Here is a 21,835-nt window from a genome sequence, read left to right as displayed (position 1 = left end):
TAGAAAGGGAGGGGTAACCATATGTCAATGGCATATGAAGAATATATGAAGCAATTGGTAAAACCGATGCGTGAGGAACTCGTGCAGGCTGGATTTAAAGAACTTCTTACAGTTAATGAAGTAGAAGAATTTATGGAGAACGCTGAAGGCACTGCACTTGTCTTTGTAAATTCAGTATGTGGTTGTGCAGCCGGACTTGCCCGCCCTGCAGCAACGCAAGCAGTATTGCGGAGTGAAAAAAAACCGGATCATTTAGTTACAGTTTTTGCCGGACAGGATAAAGAAGCAACCGCAAAAATGCGAGAATACTTCACTGGCTATGAACCTTCTTCTCCGTCAATGGCTCTTTTAAAAGGAAAAGAAGTTGTTCATTTTATTCCGCGCCATGATATAGAAGATCATCCAATGGAAGAGATAATGGAAAACCTTTTAGCCGCATTTGAACAACATTGTTAACGGCAAAAAAATATGATTTGAATGAAAGGGATGTCCGAAAGGCGTCCTTTTTCTTTTTACGCTTCTAAAAAAACATATATACAGGTGAAAACATGTTTGTAACGACTGCAGGACGAACAAACGAGGCAATGATTGAGCAGGCAAAACAAATTGCAAAAGAATTGCAAGTGAAATATGTAGAAAGGAAAAAGCGTTCTATACAATCAATTCAACTCATATTGCAAGATGATTGTATCGTAGTTGGGAAAGAACGTCTTGAATTATATCCTTTTTGGGAAAAAGATCCTTTCTTTTTTCATCCGAATTCGGCAATGTTTCGAATTAAACGGATGTTAAAAGGGGAGCATGATCCATTTCTTGAAGCAGCACAATTAGAGCCGGGAATGGGCTTTCTTGATTGTACACTCGGTCTTGCTTCCGACAGTATTATTGCAAGCTTCGCTGTCGGGGAAAAAGGTGAGGTGACAGGAGTTGAAGCCAATCCATATTTAGCTTATATCGTAGAAAAAGGTTTAAGCAAGTGGAATTCTGGTCTTGAGACGATGGATTTAGCAATGAAAAGAATCAATGTCGTCTCCAGTTTTGCAAAAAGATATTTGCAATCTCTTGCAGATGAAAGCTATGATGTCATCTATTTTGATCCGATGTTTGAAGAGAATATTCTGGAATCAGATGGAATTCAGGCACTGACGAAATTTGCAGTTTATCATGATCTGGATACAGAATTAATGAATGAAGCGATGAGGGTTGCAAGAAAACGGATTGTGTTAAAAGATCATTTTAGAAGTACGCGGTTTGAAAAGTTCGGCTTTCATGTTTATAAGAGGAAAACGGCTAAATTTCATTTTGGAGTACTTGAGAAACAGTAAAGCGTGAATGCGTGAGGGCGAGGCCCTCACTGCGTTAATGCGTTAATACGTTAATTGATTGCGGGCCAGACCCCTGTATTAGTCCGCGATTGCCAGATAAACAAAATAGCCCATCATTAAAAGGCAGCCGATAACGATTGCTAAACTCCAGTCCATAAAAAAAACCCCCTTTGTCTATTAACAGTAGTAGTTCCAAAATTATGACTTTTCTAAGAAGAATGATTTTATTTTTATTTTAACCTTTATGAAAAAAAATGAAACACTTTCACCCATTTTTACGTAATAAAAAGTATGATAGATTGGAAAAGAAGCAGGCATTATATGCTGGTCAGACTTTCAATGAACAACAGCATGGCTGACCACATGAATGCCATTTATTAAAAAGGCAATTAAAAAACGTATCCCCGGCATCTTTACTCAAATTTCAGCAACTAATCCAAGAAAGGTGTTGACCATTATGCCTAAATGGCTTCGAAAATCACTCGTTGTACTTGTAACTATATTAACGTTTGGAATGATTACCCCGTCTCCGGATTTTTTATATGACAATGTAAACGCACAAAAGCATCCTAAGCGTGATACATATGAATCCGACTCTGCAGAAAAATTGGATGAAACTTCCGCAGAAGAAAGCAATTTTGAGGAAGCACCATCATTCAAGGATGTATTTATACAAAATATGATGAAGGAAGCAGAGGAACAATCATACAGAAAATTCGGACCAAGAATCAAGCCGGTCATTGAGGATGAATTTAAAGAATTGGTTCTTCCCAACATTGAAAAAGCAATTGCATCGGTTGCTGCCCAGTATCCGAAAGAACAATTATCTTGTCTTGAAGTTACGGAAGCTCCAGGAGGAGGCGCTTCAGAGAAAATTTTCCATATCGTGGATGGCCGGACGAAAACAGATTTGATCCGTTTTCATGTAAGAAGGGACCATCCGCCACTTGAAGGGTACTGGTTTAATTTTCATTACCATACACACCTTGACAATTTCCAGGCCCATCACCATCTGGGGTCTATTTATTGGGATAAAAACACGCCGCCAAAGTGGAAAAGTGTGTAGAGCAGAATTGAAAAAAAACTTTTTTTATGAAAAAATGTATCTATGAGTTTTTAAAACTATTAATTAGAGGCTGACTAAAAAGTAAAGGGCCAGACCCCTCCAAGACAGCATATAGACAAGCTCTAATAGAACCATTCTATATGTCGGAGGGAGCCGGGCCCATATGAGTCAGCCCCTTTCTATGCTTTGATTTACAACCGGGAGGAAAAACATTAATGTCATTATTAGAAGGTATTATTCAAACATATTCCCAATTTTTTGACAGGGATATGTGGGTAAAAGTCTTAACAGACCCTGTCAGCTTGGGGTTAATTGGAACACTTGTCATCCTCGAAGGATTATTGTCAGCCGACAACGCATTGGTGCTCGCAGTAATGGTAAAACATTTGCCAATGGAGAAACGGAGAAAAGCGCTTTTCTATGGATTGTTGGGAGCGTATACTTTCCGGTTCATTGCAATCGGCTTAGGTGTATTTTTAATTAAACTTTGGTGGGTTAAGGTACTTGGTGCATCGTATTTAGCCTGGTTATCGATAAAATATTTTATGGATAAGAAAAAAGCCGATGAACATGAGCCAGAAGTAGTTAAAGGTATAAATAAAAACGGTTTGCTGATTCGGTTGTTTGGTACTTTCTGGGGAACAGTAATATCGGTAGAATTAATGGATATTGCCTTTTCTGTCGACAGCGTTTTGGCTGCATTCGGCATCAGCCAGGAGATCTGGATCCTGTTATTGGGCGGAATGTTTGGTATCTTAATGATGCGCGGAGTAGCCGGTATATTTATAAAACTGATTGACAGAGTGCCTGAGCTTGAAACTGCTGCATATGTGCTGATTTTCATTATTGCTGCAAAAATGATAGCTGGAGTATTCGGCTTCCATTTAGACCATATTTACTTCTTGATTCTTCTGTTAATTACATTTGGCATCACCTTTGTCTTTCACAACTTGAAAAAGAAAAAAGGTACAGCTGAACATAAAAAAGAGAAGGGGGCCAGACCCCTGCTAAAGTAGGGGTCTGGCCCCTTAACGCGTTTGTTTAAACCACTTTCGTAAAATCAAAAACAAGATGGTTCCAAAAAAAAATAAGACTAGGCAAAATGTCAATGCGGAAAAAAACGAGTGAAAAATTTTCATAAGAAAAATGGTAAAGAAAACAGAGTAGATCAATAAATCAACGATGATAAAATAACTTGATAGCATTGTTGATTGAACGGCTTCCAACTCGGAGGACAGGTGCTTTGGAGACGTTCTTCCGTATAAAAACCTCACTGATTTCACCTTCTTGAGTTCCATACTTAACTATATGCACGGACAAGAATAAAGATGAAAGGGGTTTCGCGTGCGCAACGGCAATTTTCCCAATACTTCCTGAATTTCTCAAAGACTAGCGAATTCTGTATGCAAATCTCGTATGCTATAATATGATTAATATTTTTCGATTTTTCTATAGTTCCTATTAACTAGCTTCCAAGATTTGCAGAAGGATGATTTTTATGCGCAAGTGGTTTTTAATGGTTTCCGTTGTCTCTGTTTCCCTTGCATTATTGGGAAATTCCCCTTCTCCAATTGACATTATTAAATTAAAAAATTTTTCAAGCCATTCAATCCTCAAGGATCAATTGAACCTCCAATCTCCCGATATTCTCGGTGACATGATTTTGCTGCCGGAGGGATCGTTTGACCAGAAAGAAGCGGCTTCAATCATCTCTCACATCGATAATCTCCCTGCATCTATGCTGAAAAAAGCAGCCCAAAAAGGGATTACAATAAAATTATTTGAAGGCAAGCTGACTGACAATCCTACTGCACAACATTTGCGCGGCATGATTCCCCGGGGTTACAGAAATGGGACAACATGGGATGAGGTGCCCGGAATAGGAGGGGCGAAGACAGTTTTAGTGAAGATTGGCTCAAGTGAAAAAGGAAAAGGGCACGGTTCGGTCAATCTCGAACTTCATGAACTTGCACATTCAATCGACCGGTATGTATATAATGAAATTCGAAACGATGAATCTTTTTTAAGAATATGGGAACTAGAAAGAAATAATTTATTCCCCGGGAGAGCCTACTTTTTGACATTTCCTGAAGAATATTTTGCAGAAGCATTTGCAATGTTTTTCCTTGGCGGAGAATATAAGCAGGAATTAATACAAAAAGCTCCCGCAACTTACCGATTTATTAAGAATTTAGATTAATGATTTCAGAGCAGGAAATCCTCTGGTTCAATATAAATTAAGATTAAGTTACAATAAGAAAGACACACAAGGCAAGTATTTCGTGAAAAAAGAGGTGGTATCGTTGAAGCAATATTTGCAGCTTTGCGAGCATGTTTTAAATAATGGAATAGTGAAAGATGATCGCACCGGAACCGGAACGATCAGCACGTTCGGCTATCAAATGAGGTTTGACTTGCAGGATGGCTTTCCACTGTTAACAACAAAAAAACTTCATGTAAAATCAATTATCCATGAATTGCTCTGGTTTTTGAAAGGTGATACAAATGTCAAATATCTTCAGGAAAATGGGGTGCGGATATGGAACGAATGGGCCGATGAAAATGGTGATCTTGGTCCGGTGTACGGACATCAATGGCGGTCTTGGACCGGAGCAGACGGCCAAACGATTGACCAAATCAGCGAGCTTATTGATCAAATTAAAAACAATCCGGACTCCAGAAGACTGATCGTCAGTGCCTGGAATGTGGCCGATCTTCCGAAAATGGCGCTTCCGCCTTGCCATTGTTTGTTTCAGTTTTATGTAGCAGACGGGAAGCTTTCCTGCCAGCTTTATCAGCGTTCGGCAGATGTTTTCCTCGGAGTTCCATTTAATATCGCTTCCTATGCATTATTGACATTAATGATTGCTAAAGTTTGCGGCCTTGAACCCGGTGAATTTATACATACGTTTGGGGATGTCCATATTTACCGCAACCATATTGAACAAGTAAAACTTCAATTAACAAGGGATCCCCGTCCGCTTCCAAAAATGAAAATAGCGAGGGATGTAAACGATATCTTTGATTTCCGCTACGAAGATTTTGTTCTTGATGGTTATGATCCGCACCCTCATATTAAAGGGGTTGTCAGTGTATGATTTCTTTAATATGGGCTATGGATGAAAACCGGGTGATCGGAAAAGATAATAAACTCCCGTGGCACCTGCCGGAAGACTTAAAATTTTTTAAACGGGTGACGATGGGCCATCCAATTGCGATGGGCCGAAAAACGCACGATTCGATCGGCAGGAATCTCCCAGGAAGAGAAAATATTGTCATTACAAGACAAAAGGATTTTCAATGTGACGGATGTACAGTTCTTCATTCCGTTCAAGAGCTTGTCGATTATGCAGCTGAAAAAAATGAAGAAGTTTTCGTTATCGGCGGAGCGGAAATTTTTAAACAGATATTACCTTTTGCAGACCGGCTTTATTTGACGCAAATTCGTAACAAATTTAAGGGGGACACATTCTTCCCTGAGCTTAATATGGAAGATTGGGAACTTATAACACAAGAAAAAGGAATAAAAGATGAAAAAAATCCTTACGATTATGAATTTCTAATTTATTATCGAAAATAAACCGAAGAAGCAGCTGGACTTTCGGCTGTTTTTTCTTTCAGCTTAAAAAGTTGAGGTTAGAAAAAGGCTATTGGCGGTTGATGACCAAAATTGGCGGATAAAAAGCATTTTCAAATGGTGAAGATCTGGTGTATGATCGTTCAAAAAAACAAAAAATTTAAAATATTTATCTTGAAAGTGCATAGATACATGGTATAATGTACAAATCATAAAGGTTAAGAGAGAAGAGGATGAAATATGGAACAGAAAGTGTTGAAAAAGAAATGGGTACATGTTGAGGATATTTTGATCGCCTACCAGCATCTTAAAGATATCGTCGCTCATACACCGCTTCAAAAAAATGAACGATTATCGGAAAAGTACGAGTGCAATATATATTTAAAAAGGGAAGATCTTCAGCATGTGCGGTCCTTTAAACTGCGTGGAGCTTATTACTCAATGAAAACACTAAGCGAAAAAAAATTAGCAAATGGTGTTGTATGTGCTAGTGCCGGCAATCATGCCCAGGGAGTTGCCTATGCCTGCCGGCAGCTTGGGGTCAACGGAAAAATCTTTATGCCGTCAACAACCCCAAGACAAAAAGTCAGCCAAGTGGAAATGTTCGGCCGAGGGAATGTGGAAATCATTCTTGTCGGCGATACATTTGATGATTCCTATAACGAAGCAGTTCTATGCGCAGAAAAGGAAAACCGCACATTTATCCATCCATTTGATGATGAAACCGTCATTGCCGGCCAAGGCACTGTTGCGGTAGAAATATTAAATGATTGTGAAGAGCCGATTGATTTTGTATTTGCCAGCATTGGCGGCGGCGGACTTATGTCGGGCTTAAGCACATATATTAAAAGTATTTCTCCTCTTACAAAACTAATTGGTGTAGAGCCTGAGGGAGCACCGGCAATGAAAAAGTCAGTATCATTGGGAGCTGTCACCACTCTTGAAGATATTGATAAATTCGTTGATGGCGCAGCGGTAAAATCTGTTGGTGAAAAAACGCTGGATATTTGCCGTGAACTTGTTGATGACATTTTGCTAGTGCCGGAGGGAAAAGTTTGTTCGGCCATTTTGGAAATGTATAATGAGCATGCGATTGTAGCTGAACCGGCCGGAGCATTGCCAATCGCGGCATTGGATTTTTACAAAGACGAAATAAAAGGAAAAACGGTTGTCTGCGTGATCAGCGGAGGCAATAACGATATTGGGCGGATGCAGGAAATAAAAGAACGCTCCCTTCAATATGAAGGATTGCTTTATTACTTCATCGTAAATTTTCCGCAGCGTGCAGGGGCCTTGCGGGAATTTTTGGATGAAGTTCTCGGACCTACTGATGATATTACAAGATTTGAATATACAAAGAAAAATAATAAAGAAAATGGGCCGGCTCTCGTGGGGATCGAACTGAAGCATAGAGAAGACTACCATGATTTAATTTTGCGAATGAAAAAAAAGGGATTTCCGTTTCAGGAAATTAATAAAGACAGCAACTTGTATCATTTGCTCGTTTAGTGTACTATATAAACGATTACATTAACCCAAAATCAATGAAATTTATGAAGATCTTATGAACTTTTTCTTTAATTAACTGAAGCTTTATGAAAAAATAATATAATCATGGTAGATTCACAATGCTGACTGAAAGGGATGTATTTATATGTCAAATATCGGTGTACCAGGTTTAATACTTATACTTGTTCTGGCGTTAATTATTTTTGGTCCGAAAAAACTTCCGGAAATTGGCCGTGCTTTTGGACAAACATTGCGAGAATTTAAAAAATCAACACGTGATTTGACAAACGATGTCATGGAAGAATTTGAAGATGGCAAAAAGAAAGAACTGAAATAAGGTGTAGAAGTTTCTGCACCTTTTCTTTATTTTTTATTCTCAAGCAGAGAATAGGCAGGAGATTGGTATGGAAGACAAGGAATTAAATGTAGTCGAGCACTTAGAAGAATTGCGAAAGCGCCTGATTATAACCGTTGCGTCATTTTTGGTCTTTTTTATCGTTAGTTTTATCTATGTAAAGGATATTTATAAATGGCTCGTCCGCGACCTGGAAGCAAAATTAATCGTTTTAGGTCCAAGCGATGTCATTTGGGTCTACTTTATGCTGGCTACAGTCATGGCTGTTGCTGCAACGATCCCGGTATTCGCCTTCGAGGCATGGCTGTTTGTAAGACCGGCATTGAAGCCGAATGAAAGAAAAGTTACCCTGACTTATATTCCGGCATTATTTTTTCTATTTATTGCAGGTCTTTGTTTCGGTTATTTTGTCATCTTCCCGACTGTCTTGAACTTTTTGGTCGAGTTGACCGGAGATCTGATGGAAACAAATTTTACCGCGGAAAAATACTTCCGCTTTCTTATGCACATGACTTTGCCGTTTGGTGTTCTTTTTGAGCTTCCGGTCGTCGTTATGTTCCTGACATCTCTCGGCATTATTAATCCGTACGTTTTGCAAAAAGTACGCAAATATGCATACTTTGTTTTAGTTATTATTTCAGTTGTTATTACACCTCCTGACTTTATGTCGGATTTCTTAGTGTCGATCCCATTATTATTCCTTTACGAAATCAGCATCAACTTATCCAAAATCGTTTACAAACGCAAATTGAAAAAAGAACAGGAATGGAACGAAGAATATGGTGAGGAAGTATAAGGTCATGGTATGAAAAAAACATACGGAAGTAACATATTTTTTCCAATTTTTTCTTCACAAATATTTTTCTTCTTTTTCTCATATTCAGACACATTTCGAGCGGGAAATAGGGTATAATATAATCAAACGGGTGAAAAAGAGGATTGATATTTTGTTATTTAAAAGCCTGGAGTTCAAAAATGTTGTTGGACAGAAGGTAAAAGTCATTGATATTCCTGTATTGGAGGAAGATAACCCTTTTTATTTAATAATCCAAGTCCGTTTGCAAACGTTTATTACAACACTTTACCACGAGAGAAAGGCAAGAAAGTGCTATTCATTCAGGAACCATTTAAAGCGAGTGCTGAAATGGCCTGTTTATGAACAAATTTTCAATTCGACAGAATTAAAGAATAATGCTTAAAACATTCTGAGTATCGGGGCGCCGGTACTCTTTTTATGTGTTTCAAGTCGAGTTTCACAAGTTTGTTAAATATTTTTCTTTCTTCTTTCATAATCGTTTGCTAGAATAAATCTCAAGTATATAAGAATAGCAGGTGAATGTAATTTATGAATCGAAAGTTGATGGGCTTGACAGTACTTATTTTCGTACTGATCCTTTCTGCGTGCGGTCAAAATAAAATAGAGAACCCGATCAATAGACCCCTTAAAGATTTTAATTTCACAAACCAAAATGGAGAACCTTTTGGTTTAAAAGATCTTGAAGGAAAAGTTTGGATTGCGGATTTTATCTTTACGAATTGTGCGGATGTTTGCCCTCCGATGACTTTTAACATGGCAAAACTGCAAAAAAAGGTGAAAGAAAAAGGAATTGAGAAGATAGAATTTGTTTCGTTCAGCGTCGATCCGGCTGTTGATGATCCTGAAACTTTGAAAAAGTATGGCGAAAAGTACCACGCCGATCAAAGTAACTGGCATTTTCTAACAGGATATAAGCAGGAAGAAATTGAAAAATTTGCGCTTGACAATTTTAAAGCGTTAGTAAAAAAACCGGAGCAGGGCGATCAGGTGATTCATGGAACAAGCTTCTACCTAATTGACAAGAATGGAAATGTGATGAAAGAATATTCAGGTTTAAATGAAGTACCTTACGATGAAATAATAAGTGATATAAAAGCACTACAATAGGCCGGAAGAAGGCCTATTTTTTTCTGTACAGATGCATTTTTCCTTTGATGATTCCTAATCATGTTATAATAAAGGATAAAATTATGAGGCAGGTGATTTGATGAAAAAGGTGCTAACCTTTCTTTTTATCTGCTTTTTTCTTTTCGTTATTTGCAATTATTCTCCTTTTCCCGGAACCGAAAGGGTTAATTCTATTAAACAAACCGGAATTAGTTTAAAACAAGAACTTCCCGAAGAATTCTTTCCAAAGGATATTCAAGTTGTATCTATCGGAGATTCTTTGACAGAAGGTGTCGGCGACAGTACGGGGCGTGGCGGTTATTTGCCTTATCTTGAAAAAATGCTTGAAAAAAAGAAGTCCATCAACAATGCCGAATTTTATAATTTTGGAGTAAGAGGACATAAAACGTCACAGCTGTTAGAACGGCTGGAAACAATTGAAGTGAAGAAAGCTGTTAAAGAGGCTGATATTGTTGTCATTACGATCGGCGGCAATGACGTCATGAAAGTGGTCCGGGAAAATTTTTCGGATTTAAGGCTAAAGGATTTTGAAGGGGAAAAAGAATTGTATAAGGACCGATTAAATAAAATTATTTTTAGGATTAAAACGCTTAATCCGGACAGCACCGTTTTGCTGCTTGGACTGTACAATCCATTCTTTAAATGGTTTTCTGATATTAAAGAAATGAATTTAGTCATTTCTGACTGGAACAATACAAGCAAAACGATTCTTTCACAATATGACAAAGCTTATTTTGTTGAGGTAGCAGATATTTTCATGGAATCGCCGGAGAATTTACTGCATAAGGATTATTTTCATCCAAATGATATAGGGTATAAACTAATTGCAGAAAGAATGTTCCAAACCCTTGAAAGCCAGGGATTTGAGGAGCTCACTAAAGAAAGGATCACTGCGAAAAAAGAGGAGAACTAGATAAGATGAAAAACAAATGGAAAATAGTGTTTTTTCTTTTGCTTGGGATCAATATTGTGTTTGTTGCTGTTTTATTTTTTCTCATTAACTTGCCTTCTGATAATAAGGAAACAGAAATGGCAAGAGTGGATAATGGCGAGGATGTGAAGTTTGTTATTGATACTAATAAAGAAGATTTGAACAAAGTCATTAATCATTATCTTAAAAAAGAAGGGTTAACCGGTCCTGTCGATTACAAGGTTTTGCTCAGGGACGAAGTGGAATTATACGGAACGATGCCTGTTTTCGGCAGGGATCTTGAGTTGAAATTAACATTTGAACCGGAAGCTTTAAAGAACGGTAATCTCGTTTTAAAGCAAAAATCGATTTCCATCGGCCAGCTGCAGCTGCCGGTTTCCTACGTTCTAAATATTGTCCGCGACAGCTATCATCTTCCCGATTGGGTAACAATTGTTCCAAATGACGAAATGGTTTATGTAGCTCTTCAAAAATTGAAGCTGAAAAGCGATATTAAAGTGAAAGTAAATAAATTCGATTTGAAAGAAGACGATATTCAATTCACATTGGTAGTTCCAACTAAGTAAAAAAAGGGCAAGGCTCTTACGGATTTTCTACCGTATTTTGCCTGCCCTCTTTAACCTTCATTTACGGGCGGTAAACATTTCGCTGATGGTAGTTTCACTTAATTATGCCCCCTGTATTCGAAGGCCTTTTGGATAGAAATTCTTTAATGTTCCTTTTGCTTCTTTTCCCCATCCAAGCGGGAAGCCGTCTATCGTAATCAGCATCCAGCCCCTGTCTCCTTCGCTGGAAAAAGTTTCTCCTTTTACGTAACGAAGCCAATTGTCACTTTCATCTGTAAGAGAAAATGTATGGACAGCCTCTTCCTGCTTTAGCGCCAGGGCAAGTGCATGGTTCGGCTCAAAGCGGTTTTTCTTCAATTCCCCTAAGTGAAGGCCGGCACGGAGAACTTTTAAACCCGACAAATCAAAGCAGTCTTCCGGAAGGGAATAAAGTTTGTGATTAAACAAAAATAAATTTTCGAAAGGGATTCGGGATAAACTTTCTTTCACAAACTTAAAGTAATCAGACACCTGATTTTTTGTGACATTGCTAAAGGCCTGCTTTACACGTACCGGGGTTCCGGTCCCGTTTTTGCGCAGCTTTGCTGCGAAATGCCCTTCACCTTTCAGGTGGTGCGGCCAAAGTCTTGCTGTATGCGCTAATTCACTATTTTTCGTTTTTGACCATGCGGGATTGCCATTATCTACTCCTGGTGGTTTTTGTATATCGATCAATTCCATATCCGGATATTTTTCTATAAAATATTCAATCACTTGTTCATTTTCTTCGGGAGAAAACGTGCATGTCGAATAAACGAGAACACCGCCTTCTTTCAGCATTTTATAAGCTGAGTCCATTATCTTTCTTTGCTGTAAAGCACAGGCTTCAACATGCTGTTCGCTCCAAAACTCAATTGCCTCTTCATCTTTTCGGAACATTCCTTCCCCGGAGCATGGGGCATCGACAAGAATTTTATCGAAGTAGCCGGGGAATCTTTCTGCCAATTTCTCCGGTGTTTCATTTGTCACAACCGTATTTGTAATGCCGAGGCGTTCAATGTTTTCGGACAGTGCTTTGGCGCGCTTTGGATGAATTTCATTAGCCAAAAGCAAGCCTTTATTATTCATTAACCCGGCTAACTGGGTCGTCTTTCCGCCTGGTGCAGCACATAAATCAAGAACTTTTTCAGTCCCTTTAGGATCGAGCTGTTCGGCGACAAACATGGCGCTCGGCTCTTGAATATAGTACAAACCTGCGGCGTGATAAGGATGTTTTCCGGGCTGATCTATGTCTGGGTCATAATAATAGCCGTTTTGAACAAATGGAATTTTTTGCAGGGAAAAAGGAGAAAGACGCTCCCATTGTTCAGAAGATATTTTTATTGGATTTATCCTTAATCCGCTTGCTTTTTCATTCGTGTATGTATGAAAAAATGCTTCAGCTTCGTTATCAAGAAGACCGGACATTTTCGCAATAAAATTTTCAGGTAGTTTCACAAACAAGCTCCTTTCCTATCGCTCGGCCATGCCGGCATCAACACTACATGAAAATATCTTCACGATTCTCCGGCGAAAAGTCAAGCCGTGATCTATTTCTCCTATAAAAACGTTTGACACAATCGTTAAGAGGTTTTTTTTGCATACGCCTCCGTTTTTCTATATGCTATAAATACAGAGATGAATGCTGATTGAAACGAGGTGCATTTTGTTATGTCAGAAAAAAATTATGAGCTTGCAACGTTTGCCGGAGGTTGTTTCTGGTGCATGGTCAAGCCTTTTGATGAACAGCCGGGAATTATTCAAATCGTATCCGGATATACCGGAGGAGAGACTGAAAATCCCACTTATGAAGAGGTTTGCTCAGGTACGACAGGACATTTTGAGGCCGTTCAGATTACATTTGATCCGGAAGTTTTCCCATATGAAAAACTGCTTGAAATCTATTGGCAGCAAATTGATCCTACCGATCCGGGCGGCCAGTTTTATGACAGGGGAACATCCTATCAAACTGCCATTTTTTATCACGACGACAAGCAAAAACAGTTAGCAGAGCATTCAAAACAGCAGCTTGAGGAAAGCGGACGGTTTAACAAGCCGATTGTGACAAAAATCTTGCCGGCCAAGCCGTTTTATCATGCGGAAGATTATCATCAAGATTTTTACAAAAAGAATCCGATCAGGTATGAAGCGTATAATAAAGCGTCGGGCAGGGAAGACTTTATCCGAAAGCATTGGCGAGATAAGATGATTAATAAAGATATGAACGAGCTAAAAAAGAAATTGACTCCAATGCAGTTTGAAGTTACACAGAACAATGGTACAGAGCCGCCTTTTCACAATGAATACTGGAATGAAACAAGGGATGGAATTTATGTCGATATCGTATCCGGTAAGCCATTGTTCAGTTCAAAGGATAAATATGATGCCGGCTGCGGCTGGCCAAGTTTTACAAAACCGATTGATGAAGAGGAAATCGCAGAAAAATTGGATTTGAGCCATAATATGGTACGGACTGAAGTGCGCAGTAAAAGCGCTGATTCTCATTTGGGCCATGTCTTCAATGACGGACCGGGGCCGTCCGGCTTGCGATACTGCATTAATTCAGCTGCATTAAGATTTATCCCGAAGGAAAAATTGGAAGAAGAGGGCTACGGCGAATATTTGTCTTTATTTGAAGACAATTAATAATTTGAGGCTGTCTCATAAGGGTCTGACCCCATGTGCATTTTATCAATATATAGCATATTTATCCAATATTATGTCCTATATATTGCGTTATGGGGTCTGACCCTTATACAATTATCCAGCTTGATTTACTTTTTTTGAAGTCATGCCGCCGGAAAGGATAAACTTCATGGCATCTTCCGGCTTTACATCAATTATTTCAATCTCTTCTTTCGGAATTAAAAATGTAAATCCAGCGACTTGAAAGGTTTGCGGTATATAAACAGCTGTGTAATCTTTTAATGGATCATAAAAAGATTCAAGGTTTTCAGCGGTGATGAACCCAATGCTTTTCATTTCTGTTCCCGGAACGGTTATAAGTGCGACTTTTGAAAAAGATTTTTTTTCGCCGAGAAAAGAGTGGATTGTATCTTTAATAACGGAATAAATCGTTTTTACTATCGGAATTTTTTCAAGCAGCCGGTCAATTAATTTGATGATAGTTCCCGTTAAAAATTTCGTAGACAACCAGCCTAAAACTGTTATCAAAACAAGCGTTGCAAGCAGGCCGATTCCGGGAATGTAATCCTCTTTTAAATACGGCTTCAGTACGTTCCCGAGCAAGCTGTCTAAAAAAAGAAATGTCTTAAAGACAACATAAATAACAAGGATAATCGGAACAATCGTCAGAATCCCGTTAATAAAATTTCGAAAAATACTCTTCATCATTTTCTATCTCCTGTTTTCGTTTTATAGATAATTAGATATATACACTTTTTTTCTGGCAATATCAAATATTTTTTGAAGGAAGGAAGCATTAAAAGACTTCCATTGTCTTCCTATTGATCTGCGACAATAATCGAAGAAATTTTAACATCTGTCTTCTTGGAAACATTATTTCGCGACTTTTCACCGGTTGCGACAAATTTTACACGGTTCGGTCCTTCGTTTAAATCACTGGCAATATACAAATGCCTTATCTTTTCCAGAGGCCACCAAGTAGATATGGTTGTATAATACTCATCATTAAGATAAACATCCACTAACCCGCCTTGCTCGTTTTGCAGGACGGTCACTCCAAGAAAAGGTCCTTTGAATTCATATTCAATGAAATCATTTTTACCAGTGCTGAACAAAAACCCCTGATGATAATAAAATCCATTTTTCTCTTTGAAAGATCTAATACTTTGAAGCTTGCTGTCGACATGTTCAAATAACGGCGGAGGGAATATCGGCTTTATTTCTTTTTTAAACATGTTTTTTTCCAGTGTTTTAAATACTTCTTTCGCATACAGCTTATATCCTTTTCCGTTTGGATGGATGAAATCGGTTGTTAATTCGGCGGTTGAGAATGTTGATTGCTTGAACGGAACTCTCATATCAATGTTGGTTGCGCCATAATGTTTAGAAATTCTTCTGATTGCTTCAGCAAACGGCTCAGCGTTTAAACAGCTTTCAGTAAAAGTGAAAATTTCTGCAGAAGGATAATGCTTTTTTACTTGCCTGATCAGTTTTTCATAAAAGTAAGCGAATTGGCGGGAATTCATATATTTGCGGTCATTTTCGCCAAACACAATAAAAGCTAAATCGATTTGCTCAGGAAGAACTGCTTCTTGAAACTTATAAATTCCTTCGAAAGCAGTAGCTCCGCTTTGTACAACAGAATATCTCTTTGCGCTGCTTCCGTATTTATTTTTAATGAATCCCTCAAGCTGATTAAACCAGGTTTTGCTTTTATTTTCTGCACCGGAACCTCTTCCTATGCTGTCGCCTATGATCAGGTAATGATAGGTTTCTTCGTTGGAAAGCTTCTCGTAAATCGTCAAACTTTTAGAGAGTTCGGCTTTCGTCAAATTTTCTGCCAGATATAAGATCAAAAACATAACAATCAGCGGCCCGAGAGCAAAAATCATTTTTGTCTTCATCCATGCAGCGCCCCCTGTAGCAAACAGTTAAACTTCACCTTAAATATAACTTAAAACAAAATTGCTAAAAAGATTCACTTTTTTGAAACAAGTTATCTTATGTATTTTTCATAAAAAATGGGCGAAAACACATGCAGGTCAAGTACACAATTCATAATGTAAAAGGGAATTGCCAACAAAAAAAGGAGTGATGTCCATGTATTACGGCTATGACAGCTGTGGTTACACTTCACCTGTTGCAACAGGACCTGCCTACTGTTACCCTGTTGCAGGTGCCGGATGCCATAATTCATTTGCGATAATTGTTGTGTTGTTCATTCTTTTGATTATCATCGGCGCCAGCTGTTTTGGAAAATGGTAAAAAAATTGAATAAAGAAATAGGATTGTCTCATTTTTATCGAGACAATCCTTTTTTATTTGAAAATAGTCTGATTTTTTTTGTAAAATAATAAAAAACGAACATTAAAATTATATATAGCGATAATAGTTCGTAAAAAAATGTTGACGATGATTATAGTTTCTGTTATAGTAACCAATGGTAAAAGAAAAACCGAAAATAAAGGGATGCATGGGGGTATAAACCTGTGAAAGAAAATTATGATGTAATCGTTGTCGGCGCTGGTCCGGCCGGAATTTTTACATGTTATGAACTGACTTTAAAAATGCCTGAAGCAAACGTTTTGCTTGTTGATAAAGGACATAATATATATAGGAGAAATTGCCCGATCCTTCAAAAGAAAATTGAAAAATGCCCGCCGCCGGCAGGAAAAAAAGACTTTGCAGGATGCTTGCCTGCCTGCTCGATCACCAATGGTTTCGGGGGAGCAGGTGCGTACTCAGACGGAAAATTTAACATTACAAGTGAATTCGGCGGCTGGATGACGGACTATCTTCCAGACTCAAAAGTAATTGAGTTGATTAAATATGTGGATGAAATCAACTTGCAGCACGGTGCAACAACAAATATTACCGATCCTATGACAGACAAAGTAAAAGAGATTGAGCGCTGCGCCTATGCAGCCGGATTAAAGCTGCTGAGAGCACAAGTGCGCCATTTAGGCACAGAACGCAACCTGGAGATATTAAAAAGCATCTTCGAATACTTAAAAGAAAAAATTGACATGGCTTTTAAAACAGAAGTAGAGGATTTATTAACGGAGAAAACAGCGGAAGGCTGGAAAGTGAACGGGATCCAGCTTAAAAATGGCGAGAAGATTACCGCAGAAAAAGTAGTCATTGCCCCTGGCCGAGACGGTTCCAAATGGCTGACTCAGTTGTTAAAATCACGCCGGTTGAAAATGATCAACAATCAGGTTGATATTGGAGTTCGTGTAGAGACTTCCGATATCGTCATGGAAGAAATTAATGATCATTTGTATGAAGGAAAATTTGTATTTAATACATCGGTTGGAACAAAAGTGCGAACTTTTTGCAGCAATCCTTCCGGACATGTCGTGGTCGAGAATCATTCAGGAATTATGCTGGCAAATGGCCACGCTTATAGAGACCCGAAATTGGGAAGCAAAAATACGAACTTTGCACTTCTCGTTTCCCATACCTTTTCTGAACCATTTGATAAGCCGAATGAATATGCACATGAAATTTCCCGCTTGGCAAACAGCTTATCAAACGGTGGAATTATTGTACAAAAGTACGGAGATCTTTTAAAAGGAAGAAGATCAACCGAGAAAAGAATTAAAGAAGGCTTCATTGAACCTACGCTAAAAGAAGCCGTTCCTGGTGATCTTGGCCTTGTTTTGCCGTATAACACGTTAAAAAGCTTAATCGAAATGACAGAAGCATTAAACCACGTTACCCCTGGCATTGCATCTGAACATACTTTGTTCTATGGTGTAGAAGCGAAATTTTATTCTGCTCGCCCGAAATTAAATGACCGGTTTGAAACGGAGATCAGCGGCCTGTATGTTGGAGGAGACGGAGCAGGGATTACGAGAGGGCTGGCGCAGGCAAGTGCATGCGGTGTCTGGATTGCCCGGGATATAATGGAAAAAATGAAGCAATCAGAACGCAAAGAGCCGGCATTCGTATAATAGAACAAATTGGAAATAGAGGTCACTCCCTTAATGAATGGGGGTGATTTTTACACTTTAATTAATGAGCAAGATTTTGAAATAACATAAGACTTTCTGGTAGAAACATTGAAGCTTTTCCCGCATTTCCTAAACATTTTGTTTCCGTACAATGGTTAAAAAAGACAAAAACCAGTAGTAGAGATGATTTCAGTGGACGTTACTATGAACACTCGCAGAAATTTTTGAGGGGGTTAAAGCTGAAGATGAATTTTTAATTTTGCAAGCTCCCTTTCATTTCTCACGGCTTTTTCCCAAATATGATCCTGGTCGGCTTGCATATCTTTTAGTTTTGCCATAATTTCATCCCTCATCGATTTTTGATTGTTCTCAAGCTTGTCAAGTCTTTCTTCCACCTTGTCGAGCCTGTTCTCCACTCTGTCCAGCTTTTCGACCATTTGATTTTGTTTATCATTGATGTTCCCGACCATGGAAATTAATGTGGAGAGCATTTCTTCCATTTTGTCCAAACGATCTTTTGCCATCTTTTTCACCTCCCTGTAAAGTAGTATAACTCATTTCACGTTCTTTAGAAATGTATTTCCGTTATAGGAGTTAAGAAGCTTGCATATGAAAAGAAATGGGTAAAATAAATTATTCAAAGCAGAACCGTTCCAATATTATTCAAGAGCATTATACTGTTCAATCATCTTGTTCAGTAATATAATGTCATGCCTCGATTAATCGAGTTGCAGTGATTTAGCATATTAAGAGAAACAGTCTCTTGGCAAAATAATGTAAAAGGATGCATTGAAACCAATTCTGTCATCCTGTAATGGAGAATGACCATGAATTGGTGACCGAGAAAATGTCTGTACAGATTCAATGGAAACGTATTTGCGAGGTGCATCAAATATTTATTCACCTGCTGTTACAAGCTTTTTGCCAATCATGTTAAGTGAACAAAATGGAGATCCATTGGTACAAGCTGTAATTGAAAATAAAGCAGCACTATAGCTAAGCGTTACCGCGTTAAAGCAACGCGGGCCTGACCCTCACCACGTTAAAGTGTTAAAGTGTTAAACAGTCACCTTCCCGGTGGCTTTTTTTTCTTTGTTTATGAAAGATTCAATCTTCCATTTCATACAATTTAGTAATTGTTCTATTTTCTTGGAAATGTTTCTAGTATGAATGGAGTGGAAAGGGCATGGATCCGTCTTTTTTAATTAAGCCTTTTTTGGATGCACAATATCCTATGATTGATTATGGCAAAGGTGTGTTTTTATATGATAAGCAAGGGAAAAAATATTTAGATGCGTGCTCGGGTGCTGTCACAGCCAATATTGGCCACGGGGTGGAAGAAATTATTGATGCGTTGCTTGAACAAGCGAAAAAGATTTCATTCGTTTATCGGTCCCAATTTACAAGTGAAGCAGCCGAACATTTAGCGAAAAAGATTGCTGAAAACTCAATTGGCGACTTAAAATGGTGTTTTTTTGTGAACAGCGGTTCTGAAGCAACAGAAACAGCAATGAAAATTGCGATCCAATATTGGCAGGAAAAAGGAATTCACACAAAAACAAAAGTATTATCAAGATGGCTCAGCTACCATGGAATTACCCTCGGAGCGCTTTCGATGTCGGGACATACAGCCAGAAGAGCGAGGTTCGTTCCGCTGCTCGAAGATTTTCCAACGATTCACCCTCCTTATTGCTACCGGTGCCCATACGATCTGACAGCTCCCGAATGTAAATATTTATGTGCAAAAGAGCTTGAAACTGCCATCCGCCGAATTGGTGCTGACCAAATCGCTGCTTTTATTGCAGAGCCCGTTATTGGAGCGGCAGGCGGTGCGATCACGCCTCCAAAAGATTATTACAAAGTGATCAAAGAAATTTGTGAGAAAAATGATATTCTTTTTATTGCAGATGAAGTGATGACCGGGTTTGGAAGAACGGGAAAAATGTTTGCATGCGAACATTGGGGGATTATTCCGGATATAATCGCCCTGGGGAAAGGGATGGGAGCCGGGTACGCGCCAATTGCCGCAGCACTCGTGAGTGAAAAAATCATCAACCTAATTGTAAACGGTTCCAAAATAATTATGAGCGGCCACACATTTAGCGCCAATCCCCAATCTTGTGCAGTGTCGCTTGCAGTTCTTGACTATATTGAAAAAAATAAATTGATCGAAGGGGTAGAAGGGAAAAGCGTCTACTTATATAAAAAGCTGAAAAAGCTTCAAAAAAAATTCCCCTTTATAGGAGACGTTCGTGGAAAAGGTTTACTAATAGGGCTTGAATTTGTCCTAAATTCACAAAAAACCCCTTTTCCTCGGAACATCAGACTGACACAGACGCTGATCGAAATTGCCCAGGAAAACGGTTTGCTGCTGTATCCGGCTGCTGCCGGGACAGATGGTATAAATGGAGATGCCATTCTCATTGCACCGCCACTTACGATTACTAAGCGGGAAATTGATGAACTGGTTAGGCTACTTCAAATTTCCCTTGATCGTTTGAATCAAAAAGTTCTGCAGCCGTTTATGGAAGGGGGCGTTTAAATGGAAAACCCTTTCGGTAAAATTACGACGCTTGAGAAAGTTTTAGAGCATTTTTATGATGGCATGACCGTCATGTTTGGCGGTTTCGGCGGGGTCGGCTCACCGCCGACATTAATTGACGGAATTCTCGACAAAGGAGTTAAGAACTTAACATTAATCGGGAATGATACAGGATTTCCCCATATCGGGATCGGAAAAATTGTCAGTCAAGGGCGTGCAAGGAAAGTGATTGCATCTCATATAGGTTCAAATCCAATCGCCGGTAAAATGATGAATGAAGGTGAATTGGAAGTAGAATTTTCGCCGCAAGGAACGCTGGCTGAACGGATCCGTGCCGGCGGGGTAGGACTAGCGGGAGTATTAACCGATATTGGGATGGATAATGAGCTGGTCACAAAAGACAAAGAAAAGGTCATGATAAATGGAAAGGAATTTTTGGTAGAAACGGCTCTGACAGCGGAAGTCTCAATTGTTTTTGCCAAAAAAGCAGATCCGTACGGAAATTTAATTTATGACAAAAGTGCCCGGAACACAAATCCACTCGTCGCAATGGCTGGTGACATCACAATTGTTGAGGCTGAAGAAATCGTTCCTTTAGGGAGTCTTCATCCGGAAGAAATTGTTACGCCGGGAGTGTTTGTCGATTTTATTATACCTTCCGGAGGGGTGAATTGGAAATGGGCATGGGAACGGACATAAGAAACCGGATTGCAAAGAGGGCAGCGAAGGAAATAAAAAATGGTATGGTTGTAAATCTGGGGATTGGCATTCCTTCATTAATTCCTGATCATTTGCCGGATGACATCCACGTCATGTTCCATGCAGAAAACGGCATCGTCGGAATGGGTCCATCCCCGCAAAAAGGTTTGGAAGACGAAAATTTATGCAACGCCGGAGGATTTCCCGTTTCTATTATTCCGGGCGCATCCTATTGCGACAGCGCCGTTGCCTTTGGAATGATCAGGAAAGGAAGAATAGATATGACTGTTCTCGGAGCATTGCAGGTGAGCAGCCAAGGCGATCTTTCAAATTGGATAGTACCCGGGAAAAAGGTTCCGGGAATGGGAGGAGCAATGGACCTCGCCCAAAAAGCCAAAAAAGTCATCGTCGTGATGAACCATACGGATAAAAACGGGCAGCCCAAAATCGTGGAAACATGTACACTTCCATTAACCTCGCGTCAATGCATCGATTTGATTATTACCGAAATGGCAGTATTTCAAGTGGAAAAAGAACATTTGCTGCTAACCGAAGTTTTTTCTCCTTTTACAATTGATGATGTCCGACGCCATACAGGCTGTTTGTTTAAAATCAGTGAGCAACTCATACAATTCTAGCTGAATTATCTATTTCATGAAGGTAGTGTCAAAAGTTCTATTAAAACTCAGTTTTGGAGGGA

24 protein-coding genes and 1 pseudogene are annotated in these 21,835 nt (G+C 39.0%); 21 read left to right on the top strand and 4 right to left on the bottom strand.

What is annotated here, in order from left to right; all coding sequences use genetic code 11:
• The first annotated feature begins 21 nt into the window (after positions 1-21).
• The 14 genes from PB1_RS12550 to PB1_RS12485 all read left to right on the top strand — a co-directional run bounded on the left by PB1_RS12550 (position 22) and on the right by PB1_RS12485 (position 11,274).
• Complete coding sequence (locus tag PB1_RS12550) at positions 22-456, top strand: BrxA/BrxB family bacilliredoxin (protein ID WP_004437129.1); 435 nt, start codon at positions 22-24, stop codon at positions 454-456.
• Positions 457-548: 92 nt separating this feature from the next.
• Complete coding sequence (locus PB1_RS12545; protein WP_004437127.1) at positions 549-1,325, top strand: class I SAM-dependent methyltransferase; 777 nt, start codon at positions 549-551, stop codon at positions 1,323-1,325.
• A 457-nt stretch (positions 1,326-1,782) separates the two neighbouring features.
• Positions 1,783-2,391 (top strand): YpjP family protein, encoded by a 609-nt coding sequence (locus PB1_RS12540; protein ID WP_034645343.1) that lies wholly within the window; start codon positions 1,783-1,785, stop codon positions 2,389-2,391.
• A gap of 215 nt (positions 2,392-2,606) precedes the next feature.
• Complete coding sequence (locus PB1_RS12535; RefSeq protein ID WP_004437124.1) at positions 2,607-3,407, top strand: TerC family protein; 801 nt, start codon at positions 2,607-2,609, stop codon at positions 3,405-3,407.
• 482 nt (positions 3,408-3,889) lie between these two features.
• Positions 3,890-4,591 (top strand): anthrax toxin lethal factor-related metalloendopeptidase, encoded by a 702-nt coding sequence (locus PB1_RS12530; protein ID WP_004437123.1) that lies wholly within the window; start codon positions 3,890-3,892, stop codon positions 4,589-4,591.
• A 103-nt stretch (positions 4,592-4,694) separates the two neighbouring features.
• Complete coding sequence (locus PB1_RS12525) at positions 4,695-5,489, top strand: thymidylate synthase (RefSeq protein ID WP_004437121.1); 795 nt, start codon at positions 4,695-4,697, stop codon at positions 5,487-5,489.
• Positions 5,486-5,971: a dihydrofolate reductase gene (locus PB1_RS12520; protein ID WP_004437119.1), complete on the top strand. Its 486-nt coding sequence runs from the start codon at positions 5,486-5,488 to the stop codon at positions 5,969-5,971. Before PB1_RS12525 ends, PB1_RS12520 begins: the two co-directional genes overlap by 4 nt.
• A 237-nt stretch (positions 5,972-6,208) precedes the next feature.
• On the top strand, positions 6,209-7,477 hold the full coding sequence (ilvA, locus tag PB1_RS12515; RefSeq protein ID WP_004437117.1) for a threonine ammonia-lyase IlvA: 1,269 nt from the start codon (positions 6,209-6,211) through the stop codon (positions 7,475-7,477).
• Between the two features lie 145 nt (positions 7,478-7,622).
• Positions 7,623-7,814, top strand: a complete 192-nt coding sequence (tatA, locus tag PB1_RS12510) for a twin-arginine translocase TatA/TatE family subunit (protein ID WP_004437115.1) — start codon at positions 7,623-7,625, stop codon at positions 7,812-7,814.
• Positions 7,815-7,881: 67 nt separating this feature from the next.
• Entirely contained in the window at positions 7,882-8,628 is a 747-nt protein-coding gene (tatC, locus tag PB1_RS12505) for a twin-arginine translocase subunit TatC (RefSeq protein WP_004437113.1), read from the top strand.
• A 151-nt stretch (positions 8,629-8,779) separates the two neighbouring features.
• On the top strand, positions 8,780-9,031 hold the full coding sequence (locus tag PB1_RS12500) for a DUF2535 family protein (RefSeq protein ID WP_004437111.1): 252 nt from the start codon (positions 8,780-8,782) through the stop codon (positions 9,029-9,031).
• 146 nt (positions 9,032-9,177) lie between these two features.
• Positions 9,178-9,756: an SCO family protein gene (locus PB1_RS12495; RefSeq protein WP_004437109.1), complete on the top strand. Its 579-nt coding sequence runs from the start codon at positions 9,178-9,180 to the stop codon at positions 9,754-9,756.
• A 100-nt stretch (positions 9,757-9,856) separates the two neighbouring features.
• The gene (locus PB1_RS12490; RefSeq protein ID WP_004437108.1) at positions 9,857-10,690 is read left to right on the top strand and encodes an SGNH/GDSL hydrolase family protein; all 834 of its coding nucleotides are present in this window, start codon (positions 9,857-9,859) and stop codon (positions 10,688-10,690) included.
• A 5-nt stretch (positions 10,691-10,695) separates the two neighbouring features.
• Entirely contained in the window at positions 10,696-11,274 is a 579-nt protein-coding gene (locus PB1_RS12485; protein WP_004437106.1) for a YpmS family protein, read from the top strand.
• Between the two features lie 102 nt (positions 11,275-11,376).
• Here the strand turns inward: PB1_RS12485 and PB1_RS12480 are convergent, their stop codons facing one another.
• A complete protein-coding gene (locus PB1_RS12480; RefSeq protein ID WP_004437105.1) occupies positions 11,377-12,750 on the bottom strand; it encodes an RsmF rRNA methyltransferase first C-terminal domain-containing protein in 1,374 nt (457 codons plus the stop codon).
• Between the two features lie 213 nt (positions 12,751-12,963).
• On the opposite strand from PB1_RS12480, the pseudogene msrA reads away from it, so the two are divergent.
• Positions 12,964-13,497 (top strand): annotated as a pseudogene (msrA, locus tag PB1_RS18190) (peptide-methionine (S)-S-oxide reductase MsrA); the annotation flags it as partial.
• Between the two features lie 15 nt (positions 13,498-13,512).
• Complete coding sequence (msrB, locus tag PB1_RS18185; protein WP_238533143.1) at positions 13,513-13,938, top strand: peptide-methionine (R)-S-oxide reductase MsrB; 426 nt, start codon at positions 13,513-13,515, stop codon at positions 13,936-13,938.
• Between the two features lie 114 nt (positions 13,939-14,052).
• Here the strand turns inward: msrB and PB1_RS12470 are convergent, their stop codons facing one another.
• Together PB1_RS12470 and PB1_RS12465 are read right to left on the bottom strand one after the other, a co-directional pair.
• The gene (locus PB1_RS12470) at positions 14,053-14,643 is read right to left on the bottom strand and encodes a DUF502 domain-containing protein (protein ID WP_004437102.1); all 591 of its coding nucleotides are present in this window, start codon (positions 14,641-14,643) and stop codon (positions 14,053-14,055) included.
• Between the two features lie 113 nt (positions 14,644-14,756).
• Complete coding sequence (locus PB1_RS12465) at positions 14,757-15,842, bottom strand: SGNH/GDSL hydrolase family protein (protein WP_004437101.1); 1,086 nt, start codon at positions 15,840-15,842, stop codon at positions 14,757-14,759.
• A 196-nt stretch (positions 15,843-16,038) separates the two neighbouring features.
• On the opposite strand from PB1_RS12465, the gene PB1_RS17135 reads away from it, so the two are divergent.
• Both PB1_RS17135 and PB1_RS12460 read left to right on the top strand, forming a co-directional pair.
• Positions 16,039-16,203, top strand: a complete 165-nt coding sequence (locus PB1_RS17135) for a YjcZ family sporulation protein (protein WP_004437098.1) — start codon at positions 16,039-16,041, stop codon at positions 16,201-16,203.
• 224 nt (positions 16,204-16,427) lie between these two features.
• A complete protein-coding gene (locus PB1_RS12460) occupies positions 16,428-17,894 on the top strand; it encodes an NAD(P)/FAD-dependent oxidoreductase (RefSeq protein ID WP_004437097.1) in 1,467 nt (488 codons plus the stop codon).
• Between the two features lie 233 nt (positions 17,895-18,127).
• Here the strand turns inward: PB1_RS12460 and PB1_RS12455 are convergent, their stop codons facing one another.
• Entirely contained in the window at positions 18,128-18,418 is a 291-nt protein-coding gene (locus tag PB1_RS12455; protein ID WP_004437096.1) for a restriction endonuclease subunit S domain-containing protein, read from the bottom strand.
• A gap of 662 nt (positions 18,419-19,080) precedes the next feature.
• Between PB1_RS12455 and PB1_RS12450 the strand changes: the two genes are divergently transcribed.
• The 3 genes from PB1_RS12450 to PB1_RS12440 are packed head-to-tail and all read left to right on the top strand — an operon-like array spanning position 19,081 to position 21,773.
• Positions 19,081-20,436 (top strand): aspartate aminotransferase family protein, encoded by a 1,356-nt coding sequence (locus tag PB1_RS12450; protein WP_004437091.1) that lies wholly within the window; start codon positions 19,081-19,083, stop codon positions 20,434-20,436.
• Entirely contained in the window at positions 20,437-21,135 is a 699-nt protein-coding gene (locus PB1_RS12445) for a CoA transferase subunit A (protein WP_004437089.1), read from the top strand. It abuts the gene before it with no gap.
• On the top strand, positions 21,114-21,773 hold the full coding sequence (locus PB1_RS12440; protein ID WP_004437087.1) for a 3-oxoacid CoA-transferase subunit B: 660 nt from the start codon (positions 21,114-21,116) through the stop codon (positions 21,771-21,773). Before PB1_RS12445 ends, PB1_RS12440 begins: the two co-directional genes overlap by 22 nt.
• Positions 21,774-21,835 lie beyond the last annotated feature (62 nt).

The organism is Bacillus methanolicus PB1 (assembly GCF_000262755.1).
Lineage (GTDB): Bacteria > Bacillota > Bacilli > Bacillales > Cytobacillaceae > Bacillus_Z > Bacillus_Z methanolicus.
Note: the sequence above shows the minus strand (reverse complement) of the source record. Positions and strands in the feature narration are given on the sequence as shown.